Below are 13,887 nucleotides of genomic sequence, written 5' to 3'. Positions count from 1 at the left end.
GATTTGGTTGCATTATGCTAGCAACACCCCCACTTAATGGAATGAAGGCCGCGATCCGTAAGGATCATTTGGAGTTTACACCGAGATAGTGTAACGTTGGGTTTACACCCATTAAGGATCAAAACCGTGTTTGAAACTCGAACCACTGAAAAGCTTGCCGAAGCTCCGGCGCTGGAAAGCATCGGGGACCGTTGGACGCTGCTCATCATCTGGGCATCGCTGAACGGCGTGACCCGGTTCGATGACTATCAACGGCACCTTGGTGTTGCGCGCAACATCCTCTCGACCCGCCTGTCCCGATTGGTGGAGCAAGGCATTCTGGTCAAACGCCCGGTCCATGAGGGCGCGCGGCGGCTGGAATACCGGATCACACCAAAGGGCGCGGACCTGCGCATCGCACTGACAGAGATTGAGCGTTGGGGTGCCAAATGGAACGGGCCGTCTGTCTGATACCGGCGGCCTGAATTAGAACCGACCCACGCGCTCCGGTACGAAATCGAACCCTTGGGCCGCGCCCGTGATCGGCTGGCCTGCGGAATTGAGTGGCACTGTGCCCAGCCCGACATTCCCATCCTCACGAAACTCAAGAAGCATGAACACAGGAACGCCCTGCACACGGACCGTTCCGATGGCATTCCCGGGGTCTGTCTGGCGCAGTCGCACGACAGATTGCGCGCCGTTGCTTTCGGTAAATGTGCCTTGCACAATTCCATCCAAGGTTGAAAGCTTTAGCTCCATCCCTTCGGCCAAACCAATCCCGCGAAACGTACCATCGCGCGCAGCAGATTGTGCTGAAACTGCGGGTGCAGTCAGAAAGAGGGCTGTCAACAACAGTCCTAATCCTATGAAATTACGGAGATTCACGACCCCAATTTTTCCCACTGCCCACTCACTTTCCTAGAAAGTGCCTGTAAGCTAATCTGACGTCAACGCACTTTGAGGAAGCTATCGCATGGATTGGGACAAACTCAGAATTTTTCATGCTGTCGCAGATGCGGGTAGCCTTACTCATGCCGGTGATAGCCTTCATTTGAGCCAATCTGCCGTCAGCAGACAAATTAGGTCGCTGGAGGAGGGACTCAAGGTCACGCTTTTTCACCGACATGCGCGCGGATTGATTCTGACCGAACAGGGGGAGCTTCTGTATTCCGCGACCCGCGACATGGCCAAACGACTGGCTGCCGCGACGGCCCGCATACGCGACTCGGAAGATGCCGTTTTCGGCGAATTGCGAGTGACCACCACCACCGGGTTCGGCACCCTGTGGCTCGCCCCACGGTTGACCAAACTCTACGATCAATTCCCCAATCTGAAGATCGACCTGATGCTTGATGAACGCATCGTTGATCTGCCGATGCGGGAGGCCGATGTCGCGGTGCGCATGAAGGAGCCGAGCCAAGCCGATCTGATCCGCCGGCGCCTGATGGATGTGCGGATGCGCTTTTTCGCGAGCAAAGCCTATATCGACCGTCATGGGATGCCGGAAACGTCGGATGATCTGATGCGCCACCGGATCGTCGGCTATAGCCCGAATGCGAATCAGGTCTCTGCTGGACAGGCATGGCTCAGGCCGTTCCTGTCCGCCGACACGCCGTCGCATCTGACCATGAACAATTATTATGGTGTGCTTCAGGCCACATTGCATGGGCTGGGCATCGGCGCGCTGCCGGATTATGTGGCGGCGGAGGCAACGGAGCTTGTCAATGTTGTCCCGTCGCAGGCCAGCGGCGTCGTGCCGGTCTACCTCGCCTATCCGGAGGAGTTGCGCCACTCCAAACGGGTCGCCGCGTTTCGGGATTTCATCCTTGAGGAAATCGCACTCTATCGCCGGTCCCTCAAGGATCGGGAGGAAACCTGATGCATAGCTCAGCGCGAGTTATGCACGCAGCGACTAACGGTTATGCACGAGGTGCGACATGATTTTCCTTGATCGGTAGAAGTCTAATCCCTAGATACACCATCAAGACAGGCAGACGCGCAACACTGTGTTGCTTCCCTGCCGGTCTTACCTCCCTGTTGGACTTGGGCCGAGCTTGATGCTCGGCCTTTTTTTTGCGCGTTTGCCTGCTGCGCGCCTATACTCCTGCTCCCACATATTTTGCGTAGGAGTACCCAATGAAACAGAATTCTGATGAAGTGATCGAAACAGCAGAAGGCCTGTCAATCCAACTGGCCAGCGATGGCGGCCTCTTGATCCGTGGAACCATCCACCTCGACATCGTGATCAATGGCACATCCGATCTTTTGCAGTTGCTGACATCTGGTGCGGGAGGCGAACCGGATGACGACGATCAACAAACGCCCGTCGCATTAACACTGGCCGACTTTGATACCGCCGTGACGGGGAAGGCCAAAGCAGCCGATGCGGCAGAAAAGAACCTAAAGAAAAAGCAAGCCGCTGCGCTCAAAGCCTACAACAAAAACAAATCGGCTAAGAATGAGAGCGCATTGGCTCTCATCAATTTGATGCTTGCATTGTTTAGCCTCATCAAAAAAGCCAAGCTGGCAAAAAAGAAAAAGAGCCTCAATGACACCTTAGACAAGATAGGCCCGGTCATCGGAAAGGCGCTTGCCGACCTTGACTGGAACCAGATCAGGGCACTCCTCAAAAAACTCAAGGCGATGAAGGCAGGCTTACCAAAGCCGAAAGCGGGCAGTGCAAATCGGCCCTATTATGATCGGACCATTCAGGCCTTGGACAAGGCCATTGAACGGTTGGAAAAAGTCCCCGGGCTCTAGGCTCCCGTCGCCTCCCGCTTGATCCAAGTGGCGAAGGCTTTCGCGGCGGGGCGCAAGACCCCGCTGCGGTGAATCAGGCTATAGCCTGCGGCAACCTCCTCCGTCCGCCAGATCGGGATGAGCCGTCCGGCGGCGATCTCATCCGTCACGAACATCTCCGCCACCGTGGCCACGCCATGCCCACCGCGTACCGCATCGAGGATCATCGTTCCCGGCAACCACGTCACATTATCCGGGCGCGCGGTCATCTGCCGGAACGCCGCCTGCCACGTGGACATTTCGTCCGAGCCGCTTTCGACGAACCATGGCAGATGGGCCAATGCCTCCAGCCCCTTATAAGGCGTTGAGGCAATCAGGTCTGGCGTGCCGACCACGACGATGGGCGTCGCGACCAGCGGCACGCTCTCCAGACCCGGTGTCTGTTTGCCGTTGAACCGGATCGCGAAATCATAGGTGCCATCGGTCATGTCGATCACAGCACCCGTAGGATGCACCATCAATTCCATGTCGGGATGTTGTGCCCGAAACGCGCCATAGCGCGGCATGAACCAATAGGCCGCAAATGTGGGCGTCGTAGTGATGCGCACAGGGCGCGCAGCACTGGCCTCCGCCACCCGCTCCACCCCGTCCTGAATCAGGGAAAACGCCTGCCCCAGATCGCGGGACAGGCTATGGCCCGCCTCCGTCAGCGCCACGCCCCGGCCCTGTCGCTGGACGAGCGGCGCGTTTAGATGCCGCTCCAGCGCGCGGACCTGCTGATTTATCGCCGCAGGGGTCACGTTCTGCTCCCGCGCGGCGGCGGAAAACGAGCCATGCCGCGCCGTCGCTTCAAACGCGCGCAGGGCGGCCAAAGGGGGCAGTTGCGACCAATTCAATTGAAACCTCACCTAACAATATGGAAATTCCGTTTTCTCGCTAATGGCACGAAAACCCCTCATATATTGAACATCAACGAACAGAATGAGGAAATCAAATGTTATATCTTTATTCCCAAACCTTCAAAGCAGCCACCCGGATGGACGATGGGCCAGCGGTCTCTCATGCGCGCGAGATACGGCGCGCGGGCTGGCCCGCGCCGCTTTGGCTGCGGCGTAAGCACAGATGACTTGCTCTCCGGGTATGCTCGCCACTACAAAGCGGCAACTTTCGTGCCCGGAGACACCTCATGATCCAAGAGCCCGCCCTCACCGATGACCTGATCGCCGCCCATGGGCTGAAGCCTGATGAATACGCGCGCATCCTCGAAATCATAGGGCGGGAGCCGACCTTTACGGAGCTTGGGATATTCTCCGCGATGTGGAACGAGCATTGCTCCTACAAATCCTCCAAGAAGTGGCTGCGCACCCTGCCGACCGAAGGCCCGCAAGTGATCTGCGGCCCCGGTGAGAACGCGGGCATCGTCGATATCGGGGACGGTCAGGCCGTGGTGTTCAAGATGGAAAGCCACAACCACCCCTCCTATATCGAGCCCTATCAGGGCGCTGCGACCGGCGTCGGCGGCATCCTGCGCGATGTGTTCACCATGGGCGCGCGCCCGATTGCCACGATGAATGCGCTGAGCTTCGGCGCGCCTGATCACCCCAAGACGAAACGCCTGCTCGCTGGTGTGGTCGAGGGCATTGGCGGCTATGGCAATTGTTTCGGGGTGCCAAATGTGGGCGGCGAGTTGCGCTTTCATTCCGCCTACAATGGCAACTGCCTCGTGAATGCGTTTGCCGCGGGCCTCGCTGACACGGACAAGATTTTCTATTCCGCCGCATCCGGCGTCGGTATGCCGGTTGTCTATCTCGGGGCCAAGACCGGGCGTGACGGTGTGGGCGGGGCCACCATGGCCTCCGCCGAGTTTGACGACACGATTGAGGATAAGCGCCCCACCGTGCAGGTCGGCGATCCCTTCACCGAAAAGCGCCTGATGGAAGCCACGCTTGAATTGATGGCCACGGGGGCGGTGATCTCCATTCAGGATATGGGGGCCGCTGGCCTCACCTGCTCCGCCGTCGAGATGGGCGATAAGGGCGATCTGGGCGTGCGGCTTGACCTTGAAAACGTGCCCGTGCGGGAAGAGGGCATGACCGCCTATGAGATGATGCTCTCCGAATCTCAGGAACGCATGCTCATGGTCTTGCGTCCCGAAAAAGAGGCGGAGGCGAAAGCGGTATTCGACAAATGGGACCTTGATTTCGCGATCGTCGGGGAGACGATTGCCGAGGACCGCTTCCTCATCATGCATCATGGGGAGGTGAAGGCCGATCTGCCGCTCAAGGCACTTTCTGGCACCGCACCTGAATATGACCGCCCATGGGTGGAAACACCCGCAGCCGCGCCGCTGGGCGACGTGGCGGAGGTGGATGCAGGTGCCGCCCTTTTGACCCTCCTTGCCTCCCCCAACTACGGCTCCCGCGCATGGGTGTGGGAGCAGTATGACACCATGGTCATGGCCGATACGGTCGTGCGCCCTGGCTCTGACGCGGGTGTGGTGCGGGTGCATGGCACCGACAAGGCACTCGCTTTCACCGCTGATGTGACCCCGCGCTATTGCTTTGCCAATCCGGTTGAGGGTGGCAAACAGGCCGTGGCCGAAGCGTACCGGAACCTCATTGCCACTGGCGCAAAGCCGCTGGCGACCACGGATAACCTCAATTTCGGCAATCCTGAAAAGCCGGAGATCATGGGCCAGCTTGTCGGCTGTATCAAAGGGATCGGGGCGGCCTGCTCCGCGCTCGACATGCCGATCGTGTCGGGCAATGTCAGCCTTTATAATGAGACCGATGGCAGCGGCATCCTGCCCACCCCGACCATCGGTGCTGTAGGTCTCCTTGAGGACGTGAGCGACCGGATCACGATGCGCGCGCAAGCGGGGCAAACGCTTGTCCTGATCGGCGGGGCGGGCACCCATTTGGGCCAGTCCGCGCTGCTCGCTGAAGTGCTGGGCCGAGCGGAGGGCGACGCGCCTGCCGTGGACCTTGAGACAGAGCGGCGCAATGGCGCCTTCGTGCTGGCCGCGCGCGACGCGGGCCTTGTGGCGGCGTGTCACGATCTGGGCGATGGCGGGTTGGCGCTGGGATTGGCGGAGATGCTGATTGCAGCGGATGCAGGCCTTGCGCTGGACATCACGGGGACAGCGGCGCTGTTTGGGGAGGATCAGGGGCGGTATCTGGTCGCCACGCAAGACGCAGCCCTCCTGTGCGCCCGCGCGGCGGAGCATGGCATTACCGCCGAAGTGCTTGGCGTTGTGGAGGGCGACGCGCTGTCCATTGGCGGCGCATCTCTCCCGGTCTCTGCCATGCGCGAGGCATACCAAACGGCCCTGCCCCGGCTGATGGCCTGATCGCAAAGGGGGCAGCACTGCCCCCTTTCCACCGCTTGCCCTTGCAGCCCGGGCCGCGCCGCTCTATTTCTGAGTCAATGACTTTGGTAAGGAGCGCACCCGATGGCAATGCAGGCAGCCGAGATTGAAACCCTGATCCGCGAATCCTTTCCGGGCGCGGTGGTGGAAATCCGCGACCTTGCCGGGGACGGAAACCATTACGCGGCCACCGTGGTTGCCGAAGAGTTTCGCGGCCTGAGCCGGGTCAAGCAACACCAGATGGTCTATGCCGCCCTCAAGGGCCGGATGGACGGCTCGCACGGCGAACTTCACGCGCTGGCACTGACCACACGGGTGCCGGGATGAGCACCCTTTGGATCGTGCTCCTGACGATTGGCGCGCTTTTTGCTGCTGGCATCACCGTGGAGATGGTCCTCAAACGCAACGCGCCGCGCAAAACACTCGGGCAGCAGTTCGGCGGCGACAATGGCCGCGATGCGACCGATCAGAACCTGTCTGACGAAATGCAGGAAGCAATGGAGCGGCAGATGCGCGCCACCGCACAGGGCGGCGTTCAGGGCATGATGCATGGTGTGGGTGGCCGCTGGCAGGTGATCCCCTCACGCATCACCCGCGACCGTGACGCCTATAACAAGCTGTTCGTACCCAAAAACAGCCAGAAATAACGCCGGGCCATCGCCCGATACGAAAAGGATAGAACCAATGACCAATCCCGCATTTGACGCGATCAAATCCGACATCACCAATAACGACGTCGTGCTGTTCATGAAGGGCACGTCCTCCATGCCGCAATGCGGCTTTTCCTCCCGCGTGGCGGGTGTGCTCAACTATATGGGTGTGGAGTATAAGGACGTGAACGTGCTGGCCGATGAGGCGATCCGCAACGGGATCAAGGAATTCTCCGACTGGCCGACCATCCCGCAGCTTTATGTGAAGGGGGAGTTCGTGGGCGGCTGCGATATCATCACGGAAATGACGCTCTCGGGTGAGCTTGACACGCTGCTTGAAGAAAACGGCGTGGCGTTCAGCAAGGAAGCTGCAGACAAAATCCGTGAGTCGAACAAGTAAGCCGTGACCCCGGTCGGAACCAAAAAGGCAGGGCCATGGCCCTGCCTTTTTACGTCGTGCACGATGTTTGCCTTGAACGCTTAATCCACCGCTTCCAGATCGTCGGCCAGCGCTTCAAGCTCCAGCACCATCTGCTCCAATAGCTCGCGCGCGCTGCGCTCCCCTTCCTCGTCAAACAGGGCAGATTGCGGCTCCGGCTCTGAGGGTGCGGCGGCGGCCGGGGTAATTTTCGCGGCTTCGGCTTCGGCCCGTTCGGCGCGCAATTCGGTGGCGCGGATTTTCTCCTCCAGCGCCTTCATCTCTTTGGCGTGTTCGAGCATCTGATCGGCCAGCATCAGCCCCGACATCAGGAGCATCCGGCTTTCAGGAATTTGCCCGACCGCGGCCAAAAGCGTGCGGGCCTGACCGTCGAGATATCCAGCCGCCGTATCAAGCGCGGCCTCTTGCCCATCGTCAAACGCCACACGATAGCCGCGCCCGCCGATTGTGATTTCCTTCTCAGGCATGTTCGCCCTCCTCGACCAATGGGCGCAATTGCGAAATCAGATCGTCGAGCTGTGCGACATCGGCCTCGCGCTTGCGCTCGGCCTCTTTCAAGCGATTGCGAAGCGCCTCATTGATCCGCTCGGCCCGGCGCAGGGCGGCTGGGTCTTCTTTCGGGGCCGCGCGGGCCTCATCCACGGCGGCCTTGATCCGGCCCATGGCCGCACCGATCCGCTCTTCCAATGCGTCGAGATCACTCATGCCTGTTATCCCCTTCTCATACAGTCGGGTTGCCTCGTTTTGTCGGGTTGTGCGTCTGTGGCACGCGGGATTTTCCCCTCACCCTCTGCTCCGGCGCAGTGTCGCCCGAGAAGAGGTGCTAATCAAGCCACATATGCTTGACGAGCGGTCCTGAGCGGGTATTGAGGGCGCAAATGGCCGCAAACGGGCATCTCACCGCCTCACAAAGGGACGTCTTCATGAATATCGCCGATCTCCGCACCCGTCATCCTGACCATTTCCGCAAAGCGACCGCCCTGCGCGTGCTCGCCCTTGATGCGGTGAAGGCGGCAAATTCCGGGCATTCGGGCATGCCGATGGGCATGGCGGATGTGGCGACGGTGCTGTTTGAAAAGCATCTCAAATTCGATGCAAGCACCCCCGATTGGGCCGATCGCGACCGGTTCATCCTGAGTGCCGGTCACGGCTCCATGCTGATCTATGGCCTTTTGCACCTTACGGGCTATCAGGACATGACGATGGATCAGATCCGCAACTTCCGCCAGCTTGGCGCGAAAACGGCGGGTCACCCTGAATTCGGCCACGCCAAAGGGATCGAGACGACCACCGGCCCGCTTGGTCAGGGCATCGCCAACGCGGTCGGCTTTGCGATGGCGGAGCAGTCCTTGCAGGCGCGGTTCGGCAAGAAGGTCGTGGATCACCACACCTATGTCATCGCGGGCGATGGCTGCCTGATGGAAGGCGTGAGCCAAGAGGCCATCGGACTTGCCGGCAAACAGCAGTTGGGCAAGCTGATCGTCCTGTGGGACAATAACGGCATCACCATCGACGGGAAGGTCAGCATCTCCGACGTGACCGATCAGATGGCGCGGTTCGAGGCATCTGGCTGGTCCGTGTTCTCCTGCGACGGGCATGACCCGGAGGCGGTTGACGCGGCGATCACGGCGGCAAAGAAATCTCCGCTGCCCTCGATGATCGCCTGCTCCACCCATATCGCAATCGGTTCCAGCGCGCAGGACACGTCCAAAGGTCATGGTGCGCTGACGGATGATCAACTGATCGCGGATACCCGCGCGGCCTATGGCTGGGAGAATGGTCCGTTCGACATCCCCGCCGACATCGTGGAGAGCTGGCGCGCCACTGGTGCGCGCGGCGCGGCGGAGCGTGAAGCATGGGAAGCACGCCTTGCCACCCTTTCGGGCGCAAAGCAGGCCGAATTTGCCCGTCAGATCGCCGGAGACGCCCCGAAGAAGCTTTCCGCCACGATCAAGGCGCTGAAGAAATCCATCTCCGAAGCCGCGCCGAGCGTGGCCACGCGCAAAGCGTCCGAGAACACGCTCGCCGTGATCAATCCGATCATGCCAGAAACGCTGGGTGGGTCTGCCGATCTGACCGGGTCCAACAACACGCTGACCAAGGATTTGGGCACGTTTGACGCGGACAATCGCGCGGGCCGCCACGTCTCTTACGGTATTCGTGAGCATGGCATGGCCTCCGCGATGAACGGCATGGCGCTGCATGGCGGTGTGCTGCCCTATGGTGGGACGTTCATGGTGTTCACCGATTACGCGCGCCCGGCGATCCGCCTGTCTGCGCTGATGAACCAGCGGGTTGTGTATGTGATGACCCACGATTCCATCGGGCTTGGCGAAGATGGCCCGACCCACCAGCCCGTCGAGCATCTGGCCGCGCTGCGCGCGATCCCGAACCTGCGCGTCATCCGCCCCGCTGATGCGGTGGAGACGGCAGAAGCCTGGGAAATCGCGGTGACGTCGGAGGGGCCGACGGTATTGGCGCTGACCCGGCAAAACCTCGCCACCGTGCGGACCGAGCATAAGACGAAGAACCTCTGCGAACAGGGGGCTTATGTGCTGGCCGATGCGGATGGCAAGCGCCGCGCGATCCTGATCGCCACTGGCTCCGAAGTTGAAATCGCGATGGCCGCGAAAGCCCTCTTGGAAGCCGAAGGGATCGGCACCCGCGTCGTGTCCATGCCGTCGATGGAGTTGTTTGCCGCCCAAGACGAAGCCTATCGCCGCCGCGTGCTGCCCGCAGGGCCGGTGCGTGTGGGCGTTGAAGCCGCCGTGCAGCAGGGCTGGGATCGCTGGCTTTGCGCGGAGCGGGGCAACTGGAAAAAGGCCGGGTTCGTGGGCATGGACAGCTTCGGCGCGTCCGCCCCCTATCAGGAACTCTACCAGCATTTTGGCATCACGGCAGAAGCCGTCGCGGCCAAGGTCAAGAGCCTGCTCTGACGCCTGATCTATCCCGAACACCAGACCGCGCCCGCCTGATCCGCGGGCGCGTTTTGTTTGAGGCGCCCCATGCGGCTCACGCGGAAATGAGTGAATAAAACCATGCCCTGACCCGTTATTGCCCTACATTCCTTCGAAAGGGGCACGACATGACACGGCTATTCACGGCACTTCTCTTTCTGCTGACCACCCTGCCCACGACGGCAGCCGAATGGCGGCTTGACCCTGCGCGCAGCACGATCACTTTTACCTACACGGAGAACAACGTGCCGTTTGACGGGCATTTCCCGGATATTACTGGCCGCGCGTTTTTCGATCCCGCAAGCCCCGAGGACGGCTCCGATGTGGAAGTAGCGGTTCGCACCGAAACCGTTGTGTTGCAGGATTTCGTGCGCACGGCCTTTGCCAAGACCGAGGATTGGTTCCACACGCAGGCCCATCCGCAGGCCACCTTCACGCTCAACGCGCTGCGCGTGATCGACGGGCAGACCATGCAGGCCGATGGTATCCTCACGATCAAGGGCAACGCATTTGCCTTCACCCCTGAATTCACGCTGGAGCAGACCGGCACCTGCCTGCGCGCCATTGGGCAGATGGAAATGGCGTTCAAGGAATTCGGCATTGGTCAGGGCGGGGTGTCGCGCCTGATCGCCGTGGGCGACACGGTGACGCTCAGCTATGACCTGATCGGTCACCTTGCCGATCTGCCGCCGGACTGCTGATCCGCGCTACCAAAACCCGGCAAGCCCCGTTATAGACGGGCTGAGTTTTGGATCGCAGGAGCCATCATGAACACCTCAGCCGCGCTTTGGATCGGAGGGATCATCCTCGCCGTTCTCGCGGCGGATCATTTCTATTTCGAATGGGATTTGGTCATCTGGTTCATGAAGCAACTCATCCTTCTGATGAACTGGCTCGCCTTTTGGCGGTAACCGAAAAAGGATAAGCGCATGAGCTGGAAAACCCTGAGCGATATGGATCTGGCGGGAAAGGTCGTATTGACCCGGCTTGATCTGAACGTGCCCACTGATGGCGATCGGATCACCGATGAGACGCGGATCATTCGCGCCGCCCCCACGGTAAAGGCGATCGTCGCGGCAGGCGGGAAGCCCGTGATCCTGTCCCATTTCGGGCGGCCCAAGGGCAAGGTCGTACCGGAGATGTCGCTGCGCTTTCTGGTGCCCGCACTGGAGCGGCACACGGGCCACTCCGTCACCTTCATGGAGCGGCCAAGCCGCGACGCGATTGACGCGACACCCGACGGCACCGTCATCCTCGTTGAAAACACCCGGTTTTCCGCGATGGAAGAGGCGAATGATCCGCAGATGGCGGGCTTTCTCGCCTCTCTTGGGGATGTGTTTTGCAATGATGCATTCTCCGCCGCGCATCGGGCCCACGCCTCCACCGAAGGGGTCGGCCACCACCTGCCCTCTTTCGCCGGTCTCTTGATGGCGGAGGAGTTGGGCGCGCTTGAAGCTGTGCTCGCCAACCCGACCCCGCCCGTTTGCGCCGTGGTCGGCGGGGCCAAGGTTTCGACCAAGCTTGATCTTTTGGGCAATCTCATCACCCGGATGGATCACATCGTGATCGGGGGCGGCATGGCCAACACGTTCCTTGCCGCGCAGGGCATCGGGGTTGGCAAATCGCTTTGTGAATACGACATGCTCGACACCGCGCGGGATGTGATGGCAAAGGCTGAAGGTGCGGGATGCACCCTGCATCTGCCGAAAGACGTGGTCATCGCGGCGGAGTTCAAGGCGGGCGCTGAAAACCGTGTGGTGCCTGCCGATGCCTGCCCCGAGGATATGATGATCCTTGACGCGGGGCCGGAGGCTGTCGCCCATATCGAGGCTCTGTTTGGCACATGCAAGGCGCTGGTCTGGAACGGCCCCCTTGGCGCGTTCGAGATCGAACCCTTTGGCACCGCGACCTTCGCGGCGGCGCGGGCAGCAGGCAAGCTGACCGAAGCGGGCAAGCTCACATCCGTTGCGGGGGGCGGCGATACGGTGTCTGCGCTCAACATGGCCGGGGTGGCGGATCAGTTCAGCTATATCAGTTCCGCCGGGGGCGCGTTCCTTGAATGGCTGGAAGGCAAAACCCTGCCCGGTGTGGCAGTCCTGACCCGGTGATCGAAACCCAGATTTCTGCAACGCGCCGCGCACCCTCGCGGCGCGTTTTGCGTTTTTGCGGCAAATCCTTGCCTGCGACGCTTTTTCCTGCGCTTCCAAACCGGTTGCATTCCGTCAGGTGGGTTGACCGCTCACAAGCCCACACGGTACCCCAACGGCACTTATCCCTTTTTGGCCCAAAGGACATAAAACCATGAAAGCGACCCGTACCGTTCGCAATATCCTTGCGAATTACGAAGGCGAAACACCCGGCGTGAAAGCACAGCTTTGCCGCATGATGATGCAAGGCAAGCTGGCTGGCACTGGCAAGATGATCATCCTCCCCGTCGATCAGGGGTTCGAGCACGGACCCGCGCGCAGCTTTGCCCCCAATCCGGCAGCGTATGATCCGCATTACCACTACCAGATGGCGATTGATGCGGGACTGAATGCCTATGCCGCACCGCTTGGGCCGCTTGAAGCGGGCGCTGACACCTTCGCCGGGCAGATCCCGACGATCCTGAAGGTCAACTCCGCCAACTCGCTGATGTCCGGCACGGCTGGAAAGAACCAGGCCGTGACCGCATCGGTGGACGATGCGCTGCGCCTTGGCTGCTCGGCCATCGGCTTCACGATCTATCCCGGCTCCGACATGGCCGTCGATATGATGGAAGAGATTGTCGAGATGCGCAAAGAAGCCGCATCGAAGGGTGTGGCCACCGTAATGTGGTCCTATCCGCGCGGTGAAGGCGTGACGAAAGATGGCGAAACCGCCATCGACGTGGCCGCCTATGCCGCTCACATGGCCGCGCTTCTCGGTGCGCATATCATCAAGATCAAGCTTGGCACCGATCACCTGATGCTGCCCGAGGCGAAGAAGGTCTATGAGGAGCAGGAGATCGACATCGCAACGCAAGCTGCGCGCGTGAAGCATTGCGTGCAATCCGCGTTCGACGGCAAGCGCCTGATCGTGTTCTCCGGCGGGGCGAAGAAAGGGGCCGACAGCGTCTATGACGATGCGCGCGCGATCCGTGACGGAGGCGGCAACGGCTCCATCATCGGGCGCAACACCTTCCAGCGGTCGCGTGAGGATGCGCTCGATATGCTGGGCAAGCTCGTGGATATCTACAAAGGTAAAGCCTGATCCATAACTCAGGTTAAGCTGTTGAAACGCCTCGAAGTTCAGCTTCGGGGCGTTTTTCATATCGAAGGGGGATTCCCATGGCGAATCACTTATGGCACACTGCCCGCGCACGGCACCCCGCGAGAGGGTCCGGCTTTTGAGGCAAAAGAGATGAGTGTGCGCAGCCGTTTTTCCGGCCATGTGGTGATTCAAACGCTCTTCGCGCTTGGCGCGTTGGCGTTAATCCTGTCCTTTGCCTATGCCGCGCTGCGTGGCCCGTTCGGCGTGACCCGGATGCTGGCCGCTGAGGAGCGGGAAATCGTCCTGAAACAAGACCTTGCACTGCTTGTGACGGAGCGGGAGCGGCTTGAAAACCTGACCATGCGGCTTTCGGATCAATACCTTGATCTGGACCTTTTGGATGAGCAGGCGCGCGAAACGCTTGGCCTGATCCGCCCCGATGAGATCATCATCCGCTAACCCTGCGACCATTGCGGCATATGGCAGGGGCTAGCATTGCGTCTGACGTTACGTTAAACTCACATT

17 protein-coding genes are annotated in these 13,887 nt (G+C 60.5%); 13 read left to right on the top strand and 4 right to left on the bottom strand.

Annotation, left to right across the window (positions count from 1 at the left end):
• Nucleotides 1-126: 126 nt before the first annotated feature.
• Nucleotides 127-450, top strand: coding sequence for a winged helix-turn-helix transcriptional regulator (locus FHS89_RS12910; RefSeq protein WP_184012289.1), 324 nt, complete (start codon nucleotides 127-129; stop codon nucleotides 448-450).
• A gap of 15 nt (nucleotides 451-465) precedes the next feature.
• On the opposite strand, the gene FHS89_RS12905 is transcribed toward FHS89_RS12910, so the two are convergent.
• The gene (locus tag FHS89_RS12905; RefSeq protein ID WP_184012287.1) at nucleotides 466-828 is read right to left on the bottom strand and encodes a hypothetical protein; all 363 of its coding nucleotides are present in this window, start codon (nucleotides 826-828) and stop codon (nucleotides 466-468) included.
• Between the two features lie 124 nt (nucleotides 829-952).
• Here FHS89_RS12905 and FHS89_RS12900 point away from each other — a divergent pair, with 124 nt between their 5' ends.
• Complete coding sequence (locus FHS89_RS12900; protein WP_184012285.1) at nucleotides 953-1,858, top strand: LysR family transcriptional regulator; 906 nt, start codon at nucleotides 953-955, stop codon at nucleotides 1,856-1,858.
• Between the two features lie 257 nt (nucleotides 1,859-2,115).
• Nucleotides 2,116-2,739, top strand: a complete 624-nt coding sequence (locus tag FHS89_RS12895) for a hypothetical protein (protein ID WP_184012284.1) — start codon at nucleotides 2,116-2,118, stop codon at nucleotides 2,737-2,739.
• Here FHS89_RS12895 and FHS89_RS12890 read toward each other — a convergent pair.
• The gene (locus FHS89_RS12890; RefSeq protein WP_184012282.1) at nucleotides 2,736-3,626 is read right to left on the bottom strand and encodes a LysR substrate-binding domain-containing protein; all 891 of its coding nucleotides are present in this window, start codon (nucleotides 3,624-3,626) and stop codon (nucleotides 2,736-2,738) included. The genes FHS89_RS12895 and FHS89_RS12890 overlap by 4 nt on opposite strands.
• Nucleotides 3,627-3,907: 281 nt before the next feature.
• On the opposite strand from FHS89_RS12890, the gene purL reads away from it, so the two are divergent.
• From purL to grxD, 4 genes are all read left to right on the top strand, one after another.
• Complete coding sequence (purL, locus tag FHS89_RS12885) at nucleotides 3,908-6,067, top strand: phosphoribosylformylglycinamidine synthase subunit PurL (RefSeq protein WP_184012423.1); 2,160 nt, start codon at nucleotides 3,908-3,910, stop codon at nucleotides 6,065-6,067.
• Between the two features lie 102 nt (nucleotides 6,068-6,169).
• Nucleotides 6,170-6,412 carry a BolA family protein gene (locus tag FHS89_RS12880; protein ID WP_184012280.1) on the top strand — a complete coding sequence of 81 codons (243 nt, stop codon included), beginning with the start codon at nucleotides 6,170-6,172 and terminating at the stop codon, nucleotides 6,410-6,412.
• On the top strand, nucleotides 6,409-6,732 hold the full coding sequence (locus FHS89_RS12875) for a hypothetical protein (protein ID WP_184012279.1): 324 nt from the start codon (nucleotides 6,409-6,411) through the stop codon (nucleotides 6,730-6,732). The genes FHS89_RS12880 and FHS89_RS12875 overlap by 4 nt, the downstream gene beginning before the upstream one ends.
• A gap of 37 nt (nucleotides 6,733-6,769) precedes the next feature.
• The gene (gene grxD, locus FHS89_RS12870; protein ID WP_184012278.1) at nucleotides 6,770-7,135 is read left to right on the top strand and encodes a Grx4 family monothiol glutaredoxin; all 366 of its coding nucleotides are present in this window, start codon (nucleotides 6,770-6,772) and stop codon (nucleotides 7,133-7,135) included.
• Between the two features lie 80 nt (nucleotides 7,136-7,215).
• Here grxD and FHS89_RS12865 read toward each other — a convergent pair whose 3' ends face one another.
• Both FHS89_RS12865 and FHS89_RS12860 read right to left on the bottom strand, forming a co-directional pair.
• Entirely contained in the window at nucleotides 7,216-7,641 is a 426-nt protein-coding gene (locus FHS89_RS12865) for a cell division protein ZapA (RefSeq protein WP_184012277.1), read from the bottom strand.
• Nucleotides 7,634-7,879: a hypothetical protein gene (locus FHS89_RS12860; RefSeq protein WP_184012276.1), complete on the bottom strand. Its 246-nt coding sequence runs from the start codon at nucleotides 7,877-7,879 to the stop codon at nucleotides 7,634-7,636. Before FHS89_RS12860 ends, FHS89_RS12865 begins: the two co-directional genes overlap by 8 nt.
• Before the next feature lie 218 nt (nucleotides 7,880-8,097).
• On the opposite strand from FHS89_RS12860, the gene tkt reads away from it, so the two are divergent.
• From tkt to FHS89_RS12830, 6 genes are all read left to right on the top strand, one after another.
• Nucleotides 8,098-10,110, top strand: coding sequence for a transketolase (gene tkt / locus FHS89_RS12855; protein ID WP_184012275.1), 2,013 nt, complete (start codon nucleotides 8,098-8,100; stop codon nucleotides 10,108-10,110).
• Between the two features lie 149 nt (nucleotides 10,111-10,259).
• Complete coding sequence (locus tag FHS89_RS12850) at nucleotides 10,260-10,832, top strand: YceI family protein (protein ID WP_184012274.1); 573 nt, start codon at nucleotides 10,260-10,262, stop codon at nucleotides 10,830-10,832.
• A gap of 66 nt (nucleotides 10,833-10,898) precedes the next feature.
• A complete protein-coding gene (locus tag FHS89_RS12845) occupies nucleotides 10,899-11,042 on the top strand; it encodes a hypothetical protein (protein WP_184012273.1) in 144 nt (47 codons plus the stop codon).
• Nucleotides 11,043-11,060: 18 nt separating this feature from the next.
• Complete coding sequence (locus tag FHS89_RS12840; protein ID WP_184012272.1) at nucleotides 11,061-12,239, top strand: phosphoglycerate kinase; 1,179 nt, start codon at nucleotides 11,061-11,063, stop codon at nucleotides 12,237-12,239.
• Between the two features lie 193 nt (nucleotides 12,240-12,432).
• The gene (locus FHS89_RS12835; RefSeq protein ID WP_184012270.1) at nucleotides 12,433-13,362 is read left to right on the top strand and encodes a class I fructose-bisphosphate aldolase; all 930 of its coding nucleotides are present in this window, start codon (nucleotides 12,433-12,435) and stop codon (nucleotides 13,360-13,362) included.
• 150 nt (nucleotides 13,363-13,512) lie between these two features.
• Nucleotides 13,513-13,821 (top strand): FtsB family cell division protein, encoded by a 309-nt coding sequence (locus tag FHS89_RS12830; protein ID WP_184012268.1) that lies wholly within the window; start codon nucleotides 13,513-13,515, stop codon nucleotides 13,819-13,821.
• Nucleotides 13,822-13,887: the final 66 nt, after the last annotated feature.

It is taken from the genome of Rubricella aquisinus (genome assembly GCF_014199445.1).
Taxonomy (GTDB): Bacteria; Pseudomonadota; Alphaproteobacteria; order Rhodobacterales; family Rhodobacteraceae; genus Rubricella; species Rubricella aquisinus.
Note: the sequence above shows the minus strand (reverse complement) of the source record. Positions and strands in the feature narration are given on the sequence as shown.